This is a genomic window from Bisbaumannia pacifica (genome assembly GCF_007989625.1).
GTDB lineage: Bacteria > Pseudomonadota > Gammaproteobacteria > Pseudomonadales > Halomonadaceae > Bisbaumannia > Bisbaumannia pacifica.
This window is the reverse complement of record NZ_BJUK01000013.1, coordinates 61,098-81,230: the sequence shown is the minus strand read 5'-3', so window position 1 is coordinate 81,230 and position 20,133 is coordinate 61,098. Positions and strand designations below refer to the sequence as shown.

Here is a 20,133-nt window from a genome sequence, read left to right as displayed (position 1 = left end):
AGGAGCGGCCGATGCACGTCCTGACCGAGCAATTCATCGATAACGCCTGGGTGGCCAGCCGGGCCACGGCGCGCCATCCCCTGATCGATCCCTACCGGGAGGAGGCGATCGGCGAGGTGACCGCCGGCGATCCCGCCGACGTGGAGGCGGCGGTGGCCGCCGCCCGCCGCGCCCTGCCCGGCTGGCGGGCGACCCCCGAGGCGTGCCGCGGCGACGCCCTGGACGCCATCGCCGCCGGGCTCGAGAGGCGCCGCGAGGCGCTGGCCGAGCTATCGAGCCGCAACAATGGCAAGCCGCTGGCCGAGGCCCACCAGGACCTGGATGACGCCATCGCCTGCTACCGCCACTACGCCACCCAGGCCCGCGCCCTGGGCGAGCGCCAGGGGCAGCGCGACGACGGCGGCATCGACGGCCTGACGGCGCGGCGCTACTGGGAGCCCATCGGCGTGGTGGGGCTGATCACCCCCTGGAACTTCCCCCTGGTCAGCAGCGCCTGGAAGCTGGCCCCGGCGCTGGCCGCCGGCTGCACGGTGGTGTTCAAGCCCTCCGAGGTCACGCCCCTGCCGGAACGCGCCCTGGCGGAGATCGTCCGGGAGGCGGGCCTGCCCCCGGGGGTGGTCAACCTGCTGCATGGCGACGGCCCGGGCATCGGCGCGCCGCTGAGCCGCCACCCGGGCATCGACAAGCTCTCCTTCACCGGCAGCAACCCGGTGGGCGAGGCGGTGATGCGGGCCGCCGCCCACGGCGTGCGACCGGTCTCCCTGGAGCTGGGCGGCAAGTCGCCGATCCTGGTCACCGAGGACGCCGACCTGGCCCGGGCCCGGGACCTGGTGATGGCCGGTATCTGCTACAACGCCGGCCAGATGTGCTCGGCCACCAGCCGGCTGCTGGTCCACGAACGCCTGGCGGATGCCCTCTATGCGGCCATCGACGCGGCCATGGGCGCCCTGCGCCTGGGCGACCCCCGGGCCGCGGCGACCGCGATGGGCCCCCTGGTCAACGCCGCCCAGCGCGACCGGGTGCGCGGCTATCTGGCCCTGGCCGAGGCCGAGGGGCTGACTAGCGAGACTCCGGCGCTCGCCCTGCCCGAGCGGGGCTGCTTCGTGGCCCCGCGCCTCTATCGCGAGGTGCCGACCACCAGCCGGCTGTGGCGGGAGGAGATCTTCGGGCCGCTGCTCTGTGCGCGGCGCTTCGCCAGCGACGAGGAAGCCATCGCCCTGGCCAACGATAGCGACTACGGCCTGGCCGCCAGCGTGGTCAGCGGCGACCCGGGCCGGGCCCAGGCCCTCGCCCGGCACCTGGAGGCGGGCAACGTCTGGATCAACTGCGACCAGGTAGCGCCACCCCATGCCAGCTGGGGCGGTATGAAGGGCAGCGGCATCGGCCGCGAGCTCGGCGAGGCGGGGTTCGCGGCCTACCTGGAACCCAAGCGGGTGACCCTGCCGGGCTAGCCGCTCCGCCGCGCCTGGCGCGGCGAGTGGCCATGGAAGCCCCGGAAGGCCCGGGAGAAGCTGGAACTGGAGGTGAAGCCGCAGGCCAGGCCCACCGAGAGGATATCCAGCTCGGTCTCGTCGAGCAGGCGACGGGCCCGCTCCAGGCGCAGCTTGAGGTAGTAGTGGCGGGGCGAGCAGCCCAGCTCCTGGTCGAAGAGGCGCTGCAGCTGGCGCGGCGAGACGCCGCCACGCCGCGCCACCTCGGCGAGGCTCAGCGGCTCCTCCAGGTGGCGTTCCATCAGCGCCACCGCCTCCACCAGGTGACGCTTGTGGGTGCCCAGGCGCCGCGCCAATGTCATGCGCTGCTGGTCGCTGCGGGTGCGGATGCGCTCATGGATCAGCTGCTCGGAGACATCGACGGCCAGCCGCGCCCCGTGGCGCCGGCCGATCACCTCCAGGGCCATGTCCATGGCGGCGGCGCCACCGGCACAGGAGAAGCGCCGTCGGCCCAGCTCGAAGAGCTCGTCCGAGGTGGGCACCCCGGGGAAGCGCTCGCGGAAGGCGGGCAGGCTCTCCCAGTGCAGGGTGACCCGCTCGCCCTCCAGCAGGCCGGCCGCCGCCAGCAGGAAGCAGCCGGTGTCCAGTCCGCCCAGCACGCAGCCGGCCTGATCCAGGCGATGCAGCCAGGCCATCAAGGGCCGGCTGAGGTGCGCCTCCGGCTCGAAGCCGCTGCATACCGCCAGCGAAGGCAGGTGGTGCACCTCGCCGATGGCCTGGTCGCTCATCAGGGTCATGCCATTGGAGGCGGTGACCGGCCCGCCGCTCTCGCTGATCAGGGTCCAGTCGAAGAGCGGCCGGCCGCTGATGCGGTTGGCGATGCGCAGCGGCTCCACCGCCGAGAAGAAGGCCATCATCGAGAAACGCGGCAGCAACAGGAAGCCGACGGTCTCGGGCAATGGGCCCGCGTACGCCAGGCGCATGGCGTCAGTCCCGCCCCGTTGCCGCGGCGGCCCGGGCCGCGCGGCGCCGGCGACGCACCGCGGCGGGGTTCTGGATCAGCGACTTGATCACCCCCAGGGTCATCAGGATGATCACCACGCTCAGCGGCAGGGCCGCGGCGATGGAGGCGGTCTGCAGGGCGCCGAGGCCACCGGCCAGCAGCAGCACCGCCGCCACGGCGCCGATCACCGCCCCCCAGAAGATGCGCATCGGCCGGGAGGGCTCGTCATTGCCCAGCGACAGGATGGTGGTGATCACCAGGGTCCCGGAGTCGGAGGAGGTGATGAACCAGCTGGCCAGCAGCAGGGTGGCCAGCGCCGACACCGCCCAGGCCAGCCAGGGGGTGGCCGCCAGGCCGTCGATGGTGCCGTAGAGGGCCGCCGGCAGGTTCCAGTTCTGCACCAGGGTGATCAGCCCGGCCTCGCCGCCGGCGGCGAGCTCCTGATGCAGGGCCACGCCACCGAAGACGCAGAGCCAGCCGATGATGATGGCGGTGGGAATGATCATCACGCAGGCCATGTACTCGCGCAGGGTACGCCCCTTGGAGATGCGCGCGATAAAGAGGCCGACGAAGGGCGCCCAGGCCAGCCACCAGCCCCAGTAGAAGATGGTCCAGTCGCCCTGCCACTGGGAGGGGCCCGGCTCCTCGGGGAACCACAGCCCCATCTGCACGAAGTTGCCCAGGTAGTGGCCCAGGGAGTCGCCGAACATGCCCAGCAACCAGCCGGTGGGGCCGGCGAACAGGAAGAAGCCCAGCAGCAGCACCGAGAGGATGATGTTCCACTGGGAGAGCAGCTTGATACCGCGTCCCACCCCGGAGACCGCCGAGAGAATCGACAACGCGCTGATGATAGCGATCAGCGCCAGTTGGGTGGGATTGCCCGGGTCGATGCCGAACAGCCGCTCCAGGCCGGTGGCGATCTGACTCACCCCCAGCCCCAGCGAGGTGGCCACCCCGAAGACGGCGCCGAACACCGCCAGGATATCCACCAGATGGCCGATGGGGCCGTAGATGCGCTCGCCGATAAACGGATAGAGCGCCGAACGCAGCGCCAGGGGCAGCTTCTTGCGGTAGGCGAAGTAGGCCAGCGACAGGCCTACCAGCACATAGACCGCCCAGCCATGCAGGCCCCAGTGGAAGTAGGTGACCGCCAGCGCCGAAACCGCCCGCTCATGGCCCAGCGCGGTGGCTCCGGCCATGTCCGCATAGGGGTTGTTGGGGTAGCCGAAGGCCGCGCTGGTATCCAGGTAGAAGAGCGGCTCGGCGACGCCGAAGAAGAGGATGCCGATGCCGATGCCCGCGGAGAAGAGCATGGCGATCCAGGCGAAGGTGGAAAACTCCGGGCGGCTATCGTCGTCGCCCAGGCGCACCTTGCCGAAGGGGCTCAGCATCAGGCCGAAGCAGACGGCGATCAGGAACACCAGGGTGATGATGTAGTAGGCGCTGAAGGTGCTCTCGATCCAGGCCCGGGCGCTGCCGAAGACGGTACCGGCCAGGGAGGTATCGAAGGCGGTGAACAGCACGAAGGCCAGGATAATGGCGGCGGCGGTCAGGGTCATGCCGCGGTGGGCGCCCTTGAGCAAGCCTCGCTGCTGAATCTGTAACGCGGCGGGGTTCAGCGGCCCCGTCTGACTGGGGTCGTCGTGATGATCGGACATCTCGGCTCCTCGAGCCGTTGTCGTGAGCCTCGGACAGTGTCGCAAGCCCCGGCGCAGCGGAGATTGTGAGACTAGCCGTTCACGCAACGGACGGATGATCCGCCGGGGCCAGGGTCATGCCTGTCAATGGCCCCAGGGCGGATATCGGCATGGGTTCGGGACAGGCACGCCCCTATGGTGGGCGAAGCCCTCAGGCAAAAATGACGCAACACGCTATTTAATCCACATAATACGACACATTTTAGCCTTTCTCGCCATCACCCGGCCAGAATCCGCACCCGATCGACGCGAATGGCGCCGCGAGTTGTCACTAGACGCCGGGCACTCGGGCCTCCCGGCGCCGCTTGACCTCGTAGGCGATAGCCAGCAGCACCGTGACCAGGATCAGGATCAGCCCCAGGGCGTTGACCGCCGGGGTCAGGCCGGTGCGCACCTTGGAGGCGATATAGACGGTGAGGGTAGTGTCATAGCCCACCACGAAGAGGGTGGTGTTGTAGTTCTCGAAGGATTGCAGGAAGGCGATCACCGCCGCCGAGAGGATCGCCGGCCGGAGGTAGGGCAGCAGGATGCGCCGGAACATCTGCCACTGGCTGGCGCCCAGGTCCAGGGCGGCGCGCTCCATGGTACGGTCGAAGCGCTGCAGCCGGGCGGTGACCATCAGCATCACATAGGCGGCGATAAAGGTGGCCTGGCCCAGCACGGTGAGCAGGATGCCGCCGCTCACCCCCCACTGGCGCCAGAAGATCAGCGTCGAGATGCCGATGATCACCCCCGGGGTCAGCAGCGGCGAGAGGATCAGCGCATAGAGGAAGGGCTTGGCACGGCTCGACACCGTGTTGAGGAAGAGCGCCGTGGCGATGCCGATGGGTACCGCCACCACCAGCACCCCGGCGGCGACGATCAGGCTGTTGGCGAGCGCCTGCCACATGCCGCCATCGGCGGCCAGCTCGCCGAACCAGCGCAGGGTGGTACCGTCCCAGGGGGTCACGGTGGGGAAGCGGCTGTCGTTGAAGGTCGCCGCCGCCATCACCAGCAGCGGCAGGAAGAGGTAGGCGAAGAACACCACCACATAGCCGCGCAGGGCCCAGCTCATCAGTCGTTGCGAACTCATCCACTCCATCCTTACCTGATGCCCTCGAAAAGCGGTGCCGAGGGACCACACGAGCAAAGCGTCATTATCAGGGACGAGAATGCCGAGCGCCCAGGGAGTGGTTCACAGCGTCTTTGCGAGGTGGTTCCTCGGGCAAGCCGCTGTATCCGGTTCCCGAAGCTACTTGGCGATATCCCCCAGCCCCACCTTGAAGACCTTCATCACCAGCGACATGAAGCCGATGCACAGGATCAGCAGCAGGAAGGCGTAGGCCGCTCCCTGGTTCCAGTTGCCGCCCTCGAAGAACCAGTTGTAGATGATCTGGGTGAACCAGCGACTGCCCGGCGAGCCCAGCAGGGCCGGCACCGCATAGCTGCCCGCCGCCAGCATAAAGGTCATGATGCAGCCGGTGGCGATGCCCGGCTTGGCATGCGGGATGATGATGCGCCGATGCGTGCGCAGGGTGCCGGCGCCCAGGTCCCGGGCGGCCCGCACCTGGTTGTCGTCGAGGCTCTCGATGGCGTTGTAGATGGGGAAGACCATGAACAGGATATAGGCGTAGACCATGCCCACCATGACCCCGGCGTCGCCGCTGAGGAAACGGATGGGGCGCTCGATCAGCCCCAGCATCATCAGCACCTCGTTGAGCGGGCCACGAAACGCCAGGATGATGAACCACGAGTAGGTGCGCAGGATCTCGTTGATCCAGAAGGGAATAATCAATAGCAGGAGGCACAGCGCCGCCTGCCGGGGACTGGCCAGCTTGGCCAGGTAGTAGGCCAGCGGGTAGCTGACCGCGAGCGTCAGCAGGGTCACCAGCACGCTGGACCACAGCGTCTTGAAGAAGATCGCCCGGTGGATCTCGTTGTTGAACAGGGTGACGTAGTTGGTCAGGGTCCAGCGGTCCTCGGGTCCGCCGAGCTGGGCCGGCAGCAGGTTGGGGCGCAGCGAGTAGTCGATCATCTGCAGCTGGGGCAGGGTGACCATGACGATCAGCCAGATCCCCAGCAGGGCCAGGATCGCCGCCGCCAAGGGGCCGCCGAAGCGCGCCTTGAGCTGCCTAAACATGCCCAGCCTCCACCACCTCGCCGGTAGCCTCGTCCAGCGCCGGGCCGCCATCGTCGGGCAGCACCACCGCGTCCTCGGGGTCGAAGCCGAAGTGGGCGTTCTGTCCCGGCCGCAGCGCCTCGAGGTGCTGGCGGGAGAGCTCGTGACCCAGCTGCACGCGTAGCTTCTCGCCGCTGGCGGCGAGCCGCGTCTCCAGCATCACCCAGGCGCCCTCGAAGTGCAGCGCCTCGATGGTGGCCTCGAGGCCCTGGCCCGGGGCCACCGGGCGCAGGTGCTCGGGGCGCACATAGAGGGCCGCGGCGGCGCCATTGGCCAGGGGGGTGGGCGCGGTGGCGCGTCCGCTCAGCTCGCCCAGGGCGCCGCCATCCAGGCGAACCCGCTCGCCCTGCCGGTCGATGACCTTGGCCTCCAAGCGATTGTTCTCGCCCACGAAGGCGGCCACGAAGCCGGTCTGGGGCGAACGGTAGAGGGTCATGGGGTCGGCCACCTGCTGGATTCGCCCCGCCGACATCACCGCCACCCGGTCCGACATGTTGAGGGCCTCGCCCTGATCGTGGGTGATGTAGATAAAGGTGATGCCGGTCTTGCGCTGGATCGCCTTGAGCTCGACCCGCATATGCTGGCGCAGCTTGAGGTCCAGGGCCGAGAGCGGCTCGTCGAGCAGCAGCACCCGCGGCTCCACCGCCAGGGCCCGGGCGATGGCCACCCGCTGCTTCTGGCCGCCGGAGAGCTCGGTGACTCGCTTGGGGCCGCTGCCCTCCAGGGCCACCAGGGCCAGCAGCCGCTCCGAGGTGGCGCGGCGCGTCTTGCGGTCGACGCCGCGCACCTCGAGGCCGAATTCGATGTTCTCGAATACCGTCATCAGCGGGAAGAGCGCCAGGTTCTGGAAGATCATCGCCGTGGGCCGGCGGTTCACCGAGACCCCGGCCATGGCCTCGCCGCCGATGCGCACCGCCCCGGCGCTGGGCGTCAGGAAGCCGCTGACGATATTGAGCAGGGTGGTCTTGCCGCAGCCCGAGGGGCCGAGGAAGCTGAAGAACTCCCCGGAGGCGATGGCCAGGGAGGTCTCCTCGATGGCGGTGAAGTCGCCGAAGCGCATCACCACCCGATCCAGTTCGACGCTAGCGTCCATTGCGCGCTTGCCTTCTTCGATCGACGGAAGCACGGCCCCCGGGATGTCGGGGGCCGCTCGCTCGGGCGCTCACTTAAGCGCTTAGGTAGCGATCCTGATACTCGTTGCGCAGCGCCACGTACCAGGGCTCCTGGATCGGCCACCACCAGAGGTTGGCCAGGTCGGCCTCGCTGTAGGAGTCGGTGAAGAACTGGCGGGTGGCCTCCGGCAACAGCTCGGTGGCGCCCTTGGCGGTGGAATTGTAGCCGGTGGCCTCGACGAACATGGCCCCCGCCTCGGGGGTGTAGTACCAGTTGATCAGCTCGTAGACGGCATCCGGATTCTGGGCGTTCTTGGGTATCACGAAGCCCTCCATCCATGCCAGGGCCCCCTCCCGGGGCGCGCCATAGGCGATATCCTCGCCCTCCTGCTGCAGGCGGAAGGCGGTGGAGTCCCAGGTCTGGCCGATGATCGCGCCGTTGGTGCGGAAGGCGGCCTGGGCCTCGTTCTCGGTGTCCCAGAACTGCACCAGCATCTGCTTGTGCTTGACCGCCTCCTCGAGGATGACGTCGAAGTTGGCGCGCATCGCCTCCTCGCTCTTGTAGGAGTCGAGCAGCGGGAAGGGCAGCCGGCCCTCCCGCTCCAGCCACAGGCCGATGCCCACCAGGGCCGAGTGACCGCGCACCGTCACCCCCTGGCCGTGCTCCGGGTTCCACAGGTCCGCATAGCTCAGGCTGGCGCGATCGATAGTGGCGTAACGGCGGTGCCAGGTGATCGCCTCGGTGCCCCAGTCGCTGGGCGCGAAGTAGCGGCGCCCGTCCACCACGCCGCCCACCTCGGAGCCCTCGATGGCGCTCTCCAGGGCGCCGTCCCAGTTGATGCGGGAGGTGTCCAGGGGCTGAACCAGGTCATAGTCCAGGTAGCCGGGCACCCGGTCCACGGTGGGCATGATGACGTCGAAGCCGCTGCCATCGGTGGCGCGCAGGGAGTTCATCAGCTCGTCGTTGGTGCCATAGGGGGTGAAGGTGGCGCGGATGCCGGTCTTCTCGGTGAAGTCCGCCAGCATGGCATCGGTGAAGTAGCCGGCCCAGGCATAGATGCGCAGGGTCTGCTCCTGGGCCAGGGCGCTGTTGATATAGAAGGCGGGCGCCGTGGCGGCGGCGCCCGCCGCCAGCGACCCCTTGAGGAAACGACGACGCGTGATCGACATGGTTCTCTCTCCGGTGGACAGGTTGAGTCGACAGCCGTGGATAGCGCGACGATGGTACGGCCGCCAAGTGTCCATCGGATGGCAATTAAATGACCGTTCAATCGTCGATCCAGTAAGCGTAGTCGCTAATGCACGAAGGCCCAGTCCCGCCATCAACGTTATCACTCGCCCCCACCGTTGGAATGCCAGAGTGCCGCCGGGCGCGGCCCGGCTTGCCAGGCCCCGGGCCGATCGGGGATGCTGAGTCTCCGGCGCCCGCGCGGCGCGACGACGCCTCCAGCCAACTGCGATGCCCTTGCCCATGGACGATCAGCCCCTTCCCGATATCCTCGCCGGCCCCCTGCTACGCCGCCTGAGCCCGGAACGCCTGGTGCTCTGGCTGGTAGGCTCCCGGCCCCTGGAACTCGGCCTGCACCTCTATCCGGAGGGCGCCACGCCGCGGCGGCTACGGCTCGGCGGGGAGCGCCTGCGACGTATCCCGGTGGGTCGCCACGCCTGGCTGCACCTGATCGAGGTGCCCCTGGCCACGCCCCTGCCCCGGGGGCGGCGCATCGGTTATGACCTGCGCCTGGAGGACCGCGACGGCGCTCCGGGTATCGCCGACTGGGCCCCCCACCTCTGCCATGATGGCGAGACGCGCCCCGCCTTCGTGCTCACCGAGGACCAGCGCCGCCTGCTCCACGGCTCCTGCCGCAAGCCCCACCATCGGGACGAGGACGGCCTGGCGCGCGGCGACGCCTGGCTGGCCGAACGCCGCGAACGCCCCGAGGAATGGCCCGCCTGGCTGCTGATGACCGGCGACCAGATCTATGCCGACGACGTGGCCGGCCCCATGCTGGCCGCCATCCATGCGCTGATCCGCCGCCTGGGACTGGTGGACGAGGCGCTGGAGGGCGCCACCGTGGCGGATAGCCAGGCCCTCTACGCCGAGCCCGCCGGCTACTACCGCCGCGAATCGCTGCTCCCCGATATCACCGTCAACGCGGCGCTGCGCGAGCGCTTCTTCGGCGGCGCCCGCAAGCCGGTCTTCACCTCGGCCAACGCCCATAACCACCTGATCACCTTCGCCGAGGTGATGGCCATGTACCTGCTGGTGTGGTCGCCGGTGCCCTGGCGACTGATCGACCCGCCGCGCCCTCCCCTGTCCGAGGAGCTGGCCGCCCGCTACGACGAGGAGCAAGCGGTCATCGAGGCCTTCGTGGCCGGGCTGCCCCAGGCCGCCCGGCTGCTGGCGCATCTGCCTTCGCTGATGATCTTCGACGATCACGACGTCACCGACGACTGGAACCTGACCGCCGAGTGGGAGGCCTGCGCCTACGGCCACCCCTTCTCGCGCCGCATCCTCGGCAACGCCCTCTGGGGCTACCTGCTGTGCCAGGGCTGGGGCAACGATCCCGGGAGGATGGCGGGGCTGGTCGAACGCGCCGAGGCGCTGCTGGGGGAGACCCACGAACGGGAGGAGGGCCTGCCGGCGCCGGCCCAGGATGCCCTGCTGGAAGCGCTGCGCGGCCATCGCGACTGGGGCTTCCGGGTGCCCGGCGCACCGCCGCTGCTGGTGCTGGACACCCGCACCCGGCGCTGGCGCAACGAGCGCCGCCCGGGACGCCCCTCGGGGCTGATGGATTGGGAGGCGCTATGCGAACTGCAGCAGGCGCTGCTGGGCAGCGAGTCGGTGGTGATCGTCTCGCCGGCGCCGATGTTCGGGGTCAAGCTGATCGAGGGCATTCAGAAGCTCTTCGTGCTGGCCGGCAAGCCGCTGCTGGTGGACGCCGAGAACTGGATGGCCCATCGCGGCGCCGCCAGCGTGATGCTCAATATCTTTCGGCACAGTCAGACCCCCGGCAACTACGTGATCCTCTCCGGGGACGTCCACTACTCCTTCGTCTACGACATCCGCATCCGCCACCGCCGCCGCGGGCCACGGCTCTGGCAGATCACCTCCAGCGGCATCAAGAATAGCTTCCCGGAGCCGCTGCTCAGCACCTTCGATCGCCTCAATCGCTGGCTCTATGCGCCGCGTTCGCCGCTCAACTGGTTTACCCAGCGGCGCCCCATGCGCATCACGCCCCGGGACCCGGACCGCGCCGAGGCCGGCGAGCGGCTGTGGAACGGCAGCGGCCTGGGCCTGGTGGAACTGGATGACCAGGGACGCCCGGCGCGGATTCGCCAGTTGGACGTGCGGGGCTTCGAGGTGGACTTTCCGCCCCCCGAGGCCCGGGAGGCGGCAGCGGATCAGGCGGCGACGTCCAGCGGCCGGGCCGGCCCGAAGTGCTCGAAGTGACGCCGCTCGGCGGGCACGCCGAGGGCCTCCAGCTGGGCATTCACCGCGCTCATGAACCCCTGGGGGCCGACGAAGTAGCAGTGCACCTCGCCCGCGGGCAGCAGGCGCTCCAGCAGGGCGCGATCGAGGCGCCCGCGGTGGTTGCCCCCCTCGCCCTCCTCGTAGAGCAGGGTGGTATCGAGCAACTGGGGGAAGGCGCGATCTAGCGCCGCCAACTCCTCGCCGAAGGCGTGATGGGCAGCATCGCGGGCGGCATGCACGTAGATCACCCGACGCCCCTGCTCCAGGGCCTGGCGGGCCAGCGGCAGCATCGGGGTCTGGCCCACGCCGCCACTGAGCAGCATCACCGGGGCGGCGCCGGGCACCAGGGTCAGGTCGCCGGCCGGCGGCAGCAGCTCCAGGGTATCGCCCGGCGCCATCCGCGCATGAAAGTGCTCGCTGACCCGCCCGCCGGGCTCGCGCTTGATGGAGAGGCGATAGCTCTGCCCATTGGGGTAGGCGGAGAGGCTGTAGTGACGATAATGGGTCTCGCCGTCCAGGCTCAGCTTGACGCCGATATACTGCCCCGGCTGGAAGTCCGCCACCGGGCCACCGTCCACCGGCTCGAGCAGGAAGGAGGTGATCACCTCGCTCTCCTCGCGCCGCTCGGCGAGGCGGAAGGTGCGGGTGCCCTGCCAGCCGCCGGGGAGACTCGCGAAGGCGTGGTAGTGGTGGGACTCCAGTTCGATCAGCAGGCCCGCCAACTCTTCGTAGAGGGCGCCCCAGGCGCCGGCGATCTCCGGCGTCAGCGCCTCGCCCAGCACCTCGCCGATGGCCGCCATCAGGCACTCGCCGACGATGGGGTACTGCTCCGGGGCGATGCCCAGGGAGACATGCTTGCTGATCGCCGTGGCCAGCGCCGCCCGGGCCCGGGCCGGCTCGCCACGCAGCTGCACATAGGCGAGCACCGCGCCGGCCAGGGCGCGGGGCTGGGCGGCGTTGGCCTGGTGGGCCGGGTTGAAGAGGGCCTTGACCTCCGGATAGCGGTCGAACATCAGCGGATAGAAGCGCTGGGTGATGGCATCGAGGTGTTCGGCGACCACCGGGGCGGTGGCGGCGATCAGCCGTTCCTGGTCGTGAGTCAGCATGGCGTTCCTTGGTTATCGAGTGGGTTGGCGCTTTGCCTATTCCCTACAGCAAACGCCATGCCAACCTCCCGCTCGATGATGCCGAGCCGGCCAATTGTGCTAGGTGTTCGTCTCGTTGAGGACCGGGGCTTTCCTGGGGGCAGGCCTTCGCAAAGCCGCTGTGAATCCGTCCCTGGACGCTCGACTTTTTCGTCCATGAAAAAGACGCTTTGCTCCGACCTGCCCCCAGCGCCCCTGAGCATCCCCCCTAGTCCCCCGGAGCGACGTCCTAAGAGTGTTATTTTGACTCGATTAATGCTGTTATAGTGACAACGGCATTGTTCGAGTGACACTAAATGACCGACTTCCTAGAGGCCTTGCGCCGCCTGCTCACCCAGCTGACCCATGAGGCCCCCGCCCAAGCCGCCTGGGCCCGGCTGCTGGAGACCCTGGTGGGGAACTACCCCGCCGATGCCAGTACCCTGATGGTGCTGGAGGAGGAGAGCCTGCGCCCGGTGGCGGTCCTGGGGCTGCCCGAGGAGGTCCGCGGGCGGCGCTTCCGCCTCGCCGAGCACCCCCGCCTGGCGGCCATCGCCGCCCACCCCGGCGTGTGTCGCTTCCCCCTGGGCAGCGAACTCCCCGACCCCTTCGATGGCCTGCTCGACGAGGCCCTCAACCCGGTCCACGACTGCCTGGGGGTGGCGCTGCGTGACGACGACGAGCGCCTCACCGGCCTGCTGACCCTGGATGCCCTGACCCCCGGCGCCCTGGCCGTGCTGGACGAGGCGGAGCTGGCCGCCGCCGCCCACCTGCTGGGCACCTGCTTGCGCCTGGCCGCGCGCCTCAGCGCCACCCGTTCGCGACTCAACGAGGCCCTGGAACAGGAGGCGCCCCCGACGGGGATCCAGCACTGGCACAGCCCCGCCATGCGCCAGCTGATGGCCAACGTGGCCCTGGTGGCCCCCACCGCCATGAGCGTGCTGCTGCATGGCGAGACCGGGGTCGGCAAGGAGCTGATCGCCCGCGCCCTGCACGCCCGCTCCGAACGCCACCAGGGGCCCCTGGTGCAGGTCAACTGCGCCGCCCTGCCGGAGAGCCTGGCGGAGAGCGCCCTCTTCGGCCATCGCCGTGGCGCCTTCTCCGGGGCGGTACAGGATCACCGCGGCCACTTCCGCATGGCCGACGGCGGCACCCTGATGCTGGACGAGATCGGTGAACTGCCCCTGGCGCTGCAGGCCAAGCTGCTGCGGGTGCTGCAGGAGGGAGAGATCCAGCCCCTGGGCCAGGAGCGCCCGGAGCCGGTGGACGTGCGCATCGTGGCGGTGACCAATCGCGACCTGGCGGCGGAGGTGGCCGCCGGCCGCTTTCGCGAGGATCTCTATCATCGCCTCGGCGCCTTTCCCCTGGAGGTGCCACCGCTGCGTCGGCGTCGCGAGGATATTCCGCTGCTGGCCGGCCACTTCCTGGAGATCAACCGCATCCGCCTGGGGCTGGCCAACCTGCGCCTCACCCCGGCGGCGAGCACGGCCCTGATCGACTGGCAGTGGCCGGGCAATATTCGCGAACTGGAGCATACCCTGGCCCGGGCGGCGCTGCGCGCCCTGGCCGAGCGCGGCGACGAGGCGCGACGCCGCGCCCCGATCAGCATCGAGTGCCGGCATCTGGCACTGCCCGAGAGCGCCTCCGCCACGCCGGCGGAAGAGGCAGTACCGGCGCCGTCCCAGGCGCCGATACGCCCGCTGCGCGAGGCCAGCGACGCCTTCCAGCGCGACTATATCGCCCGGGCCCTGGCCGCGGCGGGCAATAACTGGGCCGGCGCCGCCCGGCGCCTGGCCATGGACCCGGGGAACCTGCACCGCCTGGCCAGGCGCTTGGGGCTCAAGGACTCGGCCTAACCCGCTCGGCCTGAGGACTCGCCGGGGAAGGGCCGAGCACGTCTCCCTCCACGCCGGCGACGACCCGGTCGCGGCCCTCCGCCTTGGCCCGGTAGAGTCGCCGGTCGGCCACCGCATAGAGGGCCTCGAGCCCTGCCATCTGCGGGGTGGCGGTGGCCACGCCGAGGCTGGCGGTCAGCCGCTCCCCCGCCGCCCGCTCCGGCAACTCGAGGCAAGCGATGCGCGCGCGGATTCGCTCGGCCAGGCGGGCGGCCCCGGCGGGGTCGCTATCGGGCAACAGCACGGCGAACTCTTCGCCGCCCAGGCGCGCCACCCGGTCCACCTCCCGCACCTCGCCCAGCAGGGTCCGGGCCAGCGCCACCAGGACGGCATCCCCGGTGGGATGACCATAGGCGTCATTGATGCGCTTGAAGTGATCCAGGTCGATCAGCACCAGGCTGAGGGGGCCGGCGTCCCGACGATAGCGGGCAAACTCCTGGGCGGCCACCTCGTAGAGGTGGCGCCGATTGTCCAGGCCGGTCAGGGGGTCGGTACGGCTCTGCTGGATCAGCGCCTCGCGCTGCTGGTAGATACGCCACAGGGCCAGCATCAGGCCGCCGATCATCAGCACCGCCACCCCCGCCAGGGCGATCACCGCCAGGGTCAGGCGCTCCATCATCCGCCGCTGGCCGGCGGCGGCCTCGAGGAGCCGCTCGTTGAGCTCGCTGTAGGCCCAGGCCAGCCCCTCCTCCAGCTCGCCGCCGACCTCCACCAGGCGCCGCGGATCGCGCCCCGTCACGAAGGCCGCCATGGCCCGGCGCAGGGCCGGCAGCCGCGACTCCAGACGGGCGAGCTCCGCGACCAGCGGCCGGTACTCGTCCCGGGGCAGCTGGCTGCGCTGCAGCAGTCGGGTGATGCCGCGGATGCGTAGCTCGATCACCCATAGCTGACGCTCCAGCTGTTCCGCATGCAGGGGATCGGGACTCGCACGCAGGCTGTCCAGGGTCAGGCGCAGGCGCACCGCGTCTTCCTGGGCACGCACTACGTCGGTGGTCATGGCCGTGTAGTCGGCTCCCACATGGCGGCGCGCCTCGGCGATGTAGCCGCCCACCGCCAGCAGGGCGAGGACGACCAGCAGCGCGAAGGCCGCGATCATCAGCAGCGCCAGGCGGCGCCCCGCCATCACCGGGCGCTCACCTCGCGGATCGACCAGATCCAGCGCGACATGGGCTCCTCACCGGCCAGCACCGCCTCGGTATCGGCCGGCACCGCCAGCATCAGCGGGCCGAACTGGTCGCGGCCGAGGGGCTCGCCATCGAGGCGGGTCACCAGCAGGTAGGCCTTCGCCGCCCGCTCGGCCGGGGTCAAGAAGGTGGTGTAGTCGTCGTAGGCGATAAAGCGCACCCGGGGCGCGTCATCCAGGCCCTCGGCGGCCAGGAAGTCATTCAGCCAGACCCCAGCGAAGCGCCCCTCCGGCCCCTCGAAGTGGCGCATTTCTACCTCATGGAGGCCGTGGCGCTCGATCTCGGCGAGGCTCAGGACGCGGCTCTCGCCACCCCGGCTCAGGGTGAGCACGGGACTCTCTTGAGCTTGCACCTGGGACTGGGCCTGAACCTGGGTCATGCCCAGCAGCCACAGGCTCAGCAGGATCAGTGGCAAGCACGGGATGGGGAAGCGCATGGGGGACTCCTCGGCGAAGGGGCTCTAGTGAATCATCGGCCACCACGGGAGAGACTGTACCCCACTGAAATACATTATGAATTACTGATATTTTGGCCGGGTGATGGCCTAGAACGATGAAGGGCCCGCGCTCTCTCGCGGACCCTTCTCGGAAAGCGTGGCGCGCCCGGCAGGATTCGAACCTGCGACCCCTGCCTTCGGAGGGCAGTACTCTATCCAGCTGAGCTACGGGCGCGCGATGCCCGGCGCGGCGGCCAGGCGGTCGTCATCCTACCTTCCCCCCTGGCCGCTGTCCAGCCCACCGGCCGCCGGGACATGCGCATTGGGCGAAGGATGGCATTTTCCTGGCCAGAAGGATGCCGGTATACTGTCGGCCACTTGCGCAGCGCGCGACCCGATTTCGAATAACAGGACCGTCGACGAGGTGGTGAGAGTGAAATCCAGCAAGCTGATCATGGGGTGCCTGGCCGCCCTGAGCCTGGCCGCAGGCCTGGCCACGACCGCACAAGCCCAGAGCGAAAGCGAGCGCGAGGCGATCGCCGAGCGACTCGCGCCGGTAGGCCAGCTCTGCCTGCAGGGCGAAGAGTGCGGCATCGCCAGCGCGGCCCCCAGCGGCGGTAGCAGCGGCGGCGCCGTGGATGGTGCCGAGGTCTATGGCAGCGTCTGCATGGCCTGTCACGACACCGGCGCCGCCGGCGCACCCAAGCGCGGCGAGGCCGATGCCTGGGCGGCGCGCCTGGATCAGGGCATCGAGACCCTCTACACCCACGCCATCAACGGCTTCAATGCGATGCCGGCCCGGGGCGGCAACCCCAACCTCTCCGACGATGAGGTGAAGGCGGCGGTCAACCACCTGGTGGAGCCGGTCTTCGACGGCGACCTGCCGGCCATCGGCGGCGGTGAAGCCACCGACGACGCGGCGGCCGAGACCGCCGCTGCCGCCGAGTCGGGTGGCAGCGATCTGGACGGCGAGGCCCTCTACGGCAGCAGCGGCTGCGCCGCCTGCCACGGTGCCGGCGTGGCCGGTGCCCCGGTGCTGGGCGATGCCGAGGCCTGGGGCCCGCGCATCGACCAGGGCGTCGAGACCCTCTACCAGAGCGCCCTCAACGGCAAGGGCGCCATGCCGCCCAAGGGCGGTAACGCCGGCCTGGCCGATGAAGAGGTGATGGCCATCGTCGACTATATGGTCAGCCAGGCCCAGTAAGGCCGACGACCTATCGACCGCAGACGAAGGGGGCGCCACTCGGCGCCCCCCTTCGTCGTTCCGGTGCCCCCGCCAACCGAGTGGGAAGCCGCTAGCCCAATAAAGAGCGCAGCCCGGCGATGGCATCCTTGCCCCGGGCCTGCTTCTTGTCCGGGTCCTCCTTGTCGGCGCGCCCCTCCCACTCCAGGTCGTCGGCGGGCAGCTCATCCAGGAAGCGGCTCGGGGTGCAGTCCATCAGCTCGCCATAGGCCTTGCGCTGGCGGGCCAGGGTCAGGGTCAGGGTCCGGCGCGCCCGGGTGATGCCCACATAGGCCAGGCGCCGCTCCTCCTCCACGGTGCCCACCTCGATGGCGTTGCGATGGGGCAAGAGCTCCTCCTCCCAGCCCATCAGGTAGACATGCGGGAACTCCAGCCCCTTGGAGGCGTGCATGGTCAGCAGCTGGACCCGATCGGAATCGTCCTCCTCGGCCTGCTGCTCGAGGATATCGCGCAGCACCAGCCGCGAGATGGCCGCCTCCACGCTATCGGTCTCGGTCTCCTCGGAGGCGCTGCTCTCCTCAGGCTCGCGGCCCATCGACTTCTCGAGCTGATCGATCAGGATCCAGACGTTGGCCATGCGCCGCTCGGCGATGGTCGGGGCGCTGGCGTTCTGGTAGAGCCAGGCCTCGTAATCCATCTCGCGGATCATCTCGCGGATGGCGGCGATGGCATCGCCGCCATCCATGCGCCGGCGCACCGCCTCGATAAAGTGGGTGAAGCGTCCCAGGCGCTCCACGGCGCGGGTCGGCAGCTGCTCGGCCAGGCCCATCTCGCCGCAGGCGGCGAATAGCGAGCCGCCCCGCTCGGTGGCGTAGTTGGCGAGCTTCTCCAGGGTCCCTGGGCCGATCTCCCGGCGCGGCACGTTGACGATGCGCAGGAAGGCGTTGTCGTCGGCGGGATTGATCAGCAGGCGCAGGTAGGCCATGGCGTCCTTGATCTCATTGCGCGAGAAGAAGGAGGTGCCGCCGGAGAGCTTGTAGGGGATCTGGTAGTGCTGCAGCTTGAGCTCCAGCAGCCGGGCCTGAAAGTTGCCGCGGTAGAGCACCGCGAAGTCGCGCCACTCGGCGGACTCCTTGATGCGCCGGGTGAGGATCTCGCTGGCCACCCGCTCCGCCTCGGCCTCCTCGTGGCGGTTGACCACCACGCGGATCGGCTCGCCGGGGCCCATCTCCGACCACAGCGTCTTGTCGTAGACGTGGGGGTTGTTGGCAATCAGGGTATTGGCGGCGCGCAAGATGGTGCCGGTGGAGCGGTAGTTCTGCTCCAGCTTGATCACCTGCAGGCGCGGGAAGTCCTCGCCGAGGGTCACCAGGTTCTCGGGGCGGGCGCCGCGCCAGGCGTAGATCGACTGGTCGTCGTCGCCCACCACGGTGAAGGTCTGGCGCTCGTCCATCAGCAGCTTGACCAGCAGGTACTGGCTGACATTGGTGTCCTGGTACTCGTCCACCAGCATGTAGTGGATGCGCTTGCGCCAGCGCGCCAGGGCCTCCGGGTCGTCGCGTAGCAGCACCACCGGCAGCAGGATCAGGTCGTCGAAGTCCACCGCGTTGTAGGCCTTGAGGTGGCGGTTGTAGGCCTCATAGACCCGGGCGGCGAACAGCTCGTCCTCGTCGGCGGCGTGGGACAGCGCCTGGCCCGGCAGGATCAGGTCGTTCTTCCAGTTGGAGATGGTGGCCTGGACCCGGTTGATCTGATCGGCATCCACCTGGGCGTCCTTGTTCATCAGGTCGCGCAGCAGTGCCTTGGCATCGTCCGGGTCGAACAGCGAGAAACCCGGCTTGTAGCCGAGGGTCTTGAGCTCGCTGCGGATGATGGTCAGGCCCAGGGTGTGGAAGGTGGAGACGGTGAGGCCGTGGCCCTCCTTGCCCTTGAGCATCTGGCCGACCCGCTCCTTCATCTCCCGGGCGGCCTTGTTGGTGAAGGTCACCGCGGCGATGCGCCGGGCGCTCATGCCGCACTCCTGCACCAGGTAGGCGATCTTGGTGGTGATCACGCTGGTCTTGCCGGAGCCGGCCCCGGCCAGCACCAGGCAGGGGCCGTCGATATAGCGCACCGCTTCCCGCTGGCGGGGATTGAGCTTGGCCAGCCGTTGTTGAATCGACATCACTTACTCCTTGGGGCCGCCGGACGGCTCGACCCCCGCGAGGCCGGCCCCGGGAAAGCCCAGCTGACGCCAGGCCTCATAGACCAGTACCGCGCAGGCATTGGAGAGGTTGAGGCTGCGGCTGTCCGCGCGCATGGGGATACGCAACCGCTGGGACGCGGGCAGGGACTCCAGCAGCGCCTGGGGCAGGCCGCGGGTCTCGGGCCCGAACACCAGGGCGTCGCCTTCCCGGTAGCGGGGCTCGTGGTAACCGGTGCCGCCGCGGGTGGAGACCGCGAAGAGCCTCTCCGGCGCCACCGCCTCGAGGAAGGCCTCCCAGCCGGGGTGCACCCGCACCCGCGCCCACTCGTGGTAGTCGAGGCCGGCGCGGCGCAACCGCTTGTCGTCCAGCACGAAGCCCAGCGGCTCGATCAGGTGCAGCCGGAAGCCGGTGTTGGCGCACAAGCGGATCAGGTTGCCGGTATTGGGCGGGATCTCGGGCTGGTAGAGCACCACATCAAGCATAAGCGCTTCCTGAAACGATCATCGGCCCAACGCACTCGGGCCCCTTCACGGGGCCCGAGCGGCGAGGGTCACGGCGTGGCGGCGTCTGCCTCAGACGCCGTAGCGGGCGCGGTAGTCACGAATCGCCGCGGCATGAGCCTTGAGCTCCTCGCCGGCATGCTCTTCCAGGTATTCGAGCACCAGGTCGAGGGTGACAATGCTCACCACCGGCATTCCGTAGCGCGCCTCGACCTCCTGGATGGCGCTCTGCTCGCCCTTGCCGCGCTCCTGGCGATCCAGGGCGATCACCACCCCGGCGGCCTTGGCCCCGGCGCCATCGATCAGCTGCATCACCTCACCGATGGCGGTGCCGGCGGTGATAACGTCGTCGATGATCAGGATGCGACCCGCCAGGTCGGCGCCGACGATATTGCCACCCTCGCCATGATCCTTGGCCTCCTTGCGATTGAAGGCGAAGGGGGTGTCGCGGTCATGGCCGTCGGCCAGGGCCACGGCGGTGGTGGCGGCCAGGGGGATGCCCTTGTAGGCCGGGCCGAAGAGCACGTCGAAGTCGAGGCCGCTATCGACGATGGCCTGGGCGTAGCAGCGCCCCAGGCGCGCCAGGGCCGCGCCGCTCTTGAACAGGCCGGCATTGAAGAAGTAGGGACTGACCCGGCCGGACTTGAGGGTGAACTCACCGAAGCGCAGGACGCCCTGCTCGATGGCGAATTCGATGAATTCTCGCTGATATGGCTGCATGCTGTCCGCCACGCTTCCCCCTATCATGATTAA

Annotated in this window: 16 protein-coding genes and 1 tRNA gene; 4 read left to right on the top strand and 13 right to left on the bottom strand. The window is 69.4% G+C overall.

The window, feature by feature from the left end; translation table 11 throughout:
* Positions 1-11: 11 nt before the first annotated feature.
* Positions 12-1,451 (top strand): aldehyde dehydrogenase family protein, encoded by a 1,440-nt coding sequence (locus HPA02_RS07690; RefSeq protein ID WP_146802516.1) that lies wholly within the window; start codon positions 12-14, stop codon positions 1,449-1,451.
* Here the strand turns inward: HPA02_RS07690 and HPA02_RS07685 are convergent.
* From HPA02_RS07685 to HPA02_RS07660, 6 genes are all read right to left on the bottom strand, one after another.
* Positions 1,448-2,413 carry a GlxA family transcriptional regulator gene (locus tag HPA02_RS07685; RefSeq protein WP_146802514.1) on the bottom strand — a complete coding sequence of 322 codons (966 nt, stop codon included), beginning with the start codon at positions 2,411-2,413 and terminating at the stop codon, positions 1,448-1,450. The genes HPA02_RS07690 and HPA02_RS07685 overlap by 4 nt on opposite strands.
* A gap of 4 nt (positions 2,414-2,417) precedes the next feature.
* Positions 2,418-4,091 carry a BCCT family transporter gene (locus HPA02_RS07680; protein ID WP_146802512.1) on the bottom strand — a complete coding sequence of 558 codons (1,674 nt, stop codon included), beginning with the start codon at positions 4,089-4,091 and terminating at the stop codon, positions 2,418-2,420.
* A gap of 310 nt (positions 4,092-4,401) precedes the next feature.
* Positions 4,402-5,202, bottom strand: coding sequence for an ABC transporter permease (locus HPA02_RS07675; RefSeq protein ID WP_146802510.1), 801 nt, complete (start codon positions 5,200-5,202; stop codon positions 4,402-4,404).
* A 159-nt stretch (positions 5,203-5,361) separates the two neighbouring features.
* Positions 5,362-6,249 (bottom strand): ABC transporter permease, encoded by an 888-nt coding sequence (locus HPA02_RS07670; RefSeq protein WP_146802508.1) that lies wholly within the window; start codon positions 6,247-6,249, stop codon positions 5,362-5,364.
* Positions 6,242-7,381 (bottom strand): ABC transporter ATP-binding protein, encoded by a 1,140-nt coding sequence (locus HPA02_RS07665; RefSeq protein WP_146802506.1) that lies wholly within the window; start codon positions 7,379-7,381, stop codon positions 6,242-6,244. Before HPA02_RS07665 ends, HPA02_RS07670 begins: the two co-directional genes overlap by 8 nt.
* Positions 7,382-7,454: 73 nt before the next feature.
* Complete coding sequence (locus HPA02_RS07660; RefSeq protein ID WP_146802504.1) at positions 7,455-8,570, bottom strand: extracellular solute-binding protein; 1,116 nt, start codon at positions 8,568-8,570, stop codon at positions 7,455-7,457.
* A gap of 301 nt (positions 8,571-8,871) precedes the next feature.
* On the opposite strand from HPA02_RS07660, the gene HPA02_RS07655 reads away from it, so the two are divergent.
* Positions 8,872-10,851 (top strand): metallophosphoesterase family protein, encoded by a 1,980-nt coding sequence (locus HPA02_RS07655; protein WP_146802502.1) that lies wholly within the window; start codon positions 8,872-8,874, stop codon positions 10,849-10,851.
* On the opposite strand, the gene hmpA is transcribed toward HPA02_RS07655, so the two are convergent.
* Positions 10,803-11,978, bottom strand: coding sequence for an NO-inducible flavohemoprotein (hmpA, locus tag HPA02_RS07650; protein ID WP_146802501.1), 1,176 nt, complete (start codon positions 11,976-11,978; stop codon positions 10,803-10,805). The genes HPA02_RS07655 and hmpA overlap by 49 nt on opposite strands.
* A gap of 335 nt (positions 11,979-12,313) precedes the next feature.
* Here hmpA and norR point away from each other — a divergent pair, with 335 nt between their 5' ends.
* Positions 12,314-13,852 carry a nitric oxide reductase transcriptional regulator NorR gene (gene norR / locus HPA02_RS07645; protein ID WP_146802499.1) on the top strand — a complete coding sequence of 513 codons (1,539 nt, stop codon included), beginning with the start codon at positions 12,314-12,316 and terminating at the stop codon, positions 13,850-13,852.
* Here norR and HPA02_RS07640 read toward each other — a convergent pair.
* From HPA02_RS07640 to HPA02_RS07630, 3 genes are all read right to left on the bottom strand, one after another.
* Positions 13,836-15,014 carry a GGDEF domain-containing protein gene (locus tag HPA02_RS07640; protein WP_146802498.1) on the bottom strand — a complete coding sequence of 393 codons (1,179 nt, stop codon included), beginning with the start codon at positions 15,012-15,014 and terminating at the stop codon, positions 13,836-13,838. The two genes, norR and HPA02_RS07640, sit on opposite strands and share 17 nt — an antisense overlap.
* Positions 15,014-15,511 carry a molybdopterin-dependent oxidoreductase gene (locus HPA02_RS07635; RefSeq protein ID WP_146802496.1) on the bottom strand — a complete coding sequence of 166 codons (498 nt, stop codon included), beginning with the start codon at positions 15,509-15,511 and terminating at the stop codon, positions 15,014-15,016. The genes HPA02_RS07640 and HPA02_RS07635 overlap by 1 nt, the downstream gene beginning before the upstream one ends.
* 158 nt (positions 15,512-15,669) lie before the next feature.
* Positions 15,670-15,746 (bottom strand) — tRNA-Arg (locus HPA02_RS07630).
* Positions 15,747-15,944: 198 nt separating this feature from the next.
* Here HPA02_RS07630 and HPA02_RS07625 point away from each other — a divergent pair.
* Positions 15,945-16,715 carry a c-type cytochrome gene (locus tag HPA02_RS07625; protein WP_186809951.1) on the top strand — a complete coding sequence of 257 codons (771 nt, stop codon included), beginning with the start codon at positions 15,945-15,947 and terminating at the stop codon, positions 16,713-16,715.
* A 91-nt stretch (positions 16,716-16,806) separates the two neighbouring features.
* On the opposite strand, the gene rep is transcribed toward HPA02_RS07625, so the two are convergent.
* From rep to pyrE, 3 genes are all read right to left on the bottom strand, one after another.
* The gene (gene rep, locus HPA02_RS07620; RefSeq protein ID WP_146802494.1) at positions 16,807-18,858 is read right to left on the bottom strand and encodes a DNA helicase Rep; all 2,052 of its coding nucleotides are present in this window, start codon (positions 18,856-18,858) and stop codon (positions 16,807-16,809) included.
* 3 nt (positions 18,859-18,861) lie between these two features.
* Complete coding sequence (gene trmL, locus HPA02_RS07615; RefSeq protein ID WP_146802493.1) at positions 18,862-19,362, bottom strand: tRNA (uridine(34)/cytosine(34)/5-carboxymethylaminomethyluridine(34)-2'-O)-methyltransferase TrmL; 501 nt, start codon at positions 19,360-19,362, stop codon at positions 18,862-18,864.
* Between the two features lie 90 nt (positions 19,363-19,452).
* Complete coding sequence (gene pyrE / locus HPA02_RS07610; protein WP_146802492.1) at positions 19,453-20,100, bottom strand: orotate phosphoribosyltransferase; 648 nt, start codon at positions 20,098-20,100, stop codon at positions 19,453-19,455.
* Positions 20,101-20,133 lie beyond the last annotated feature (33 nt).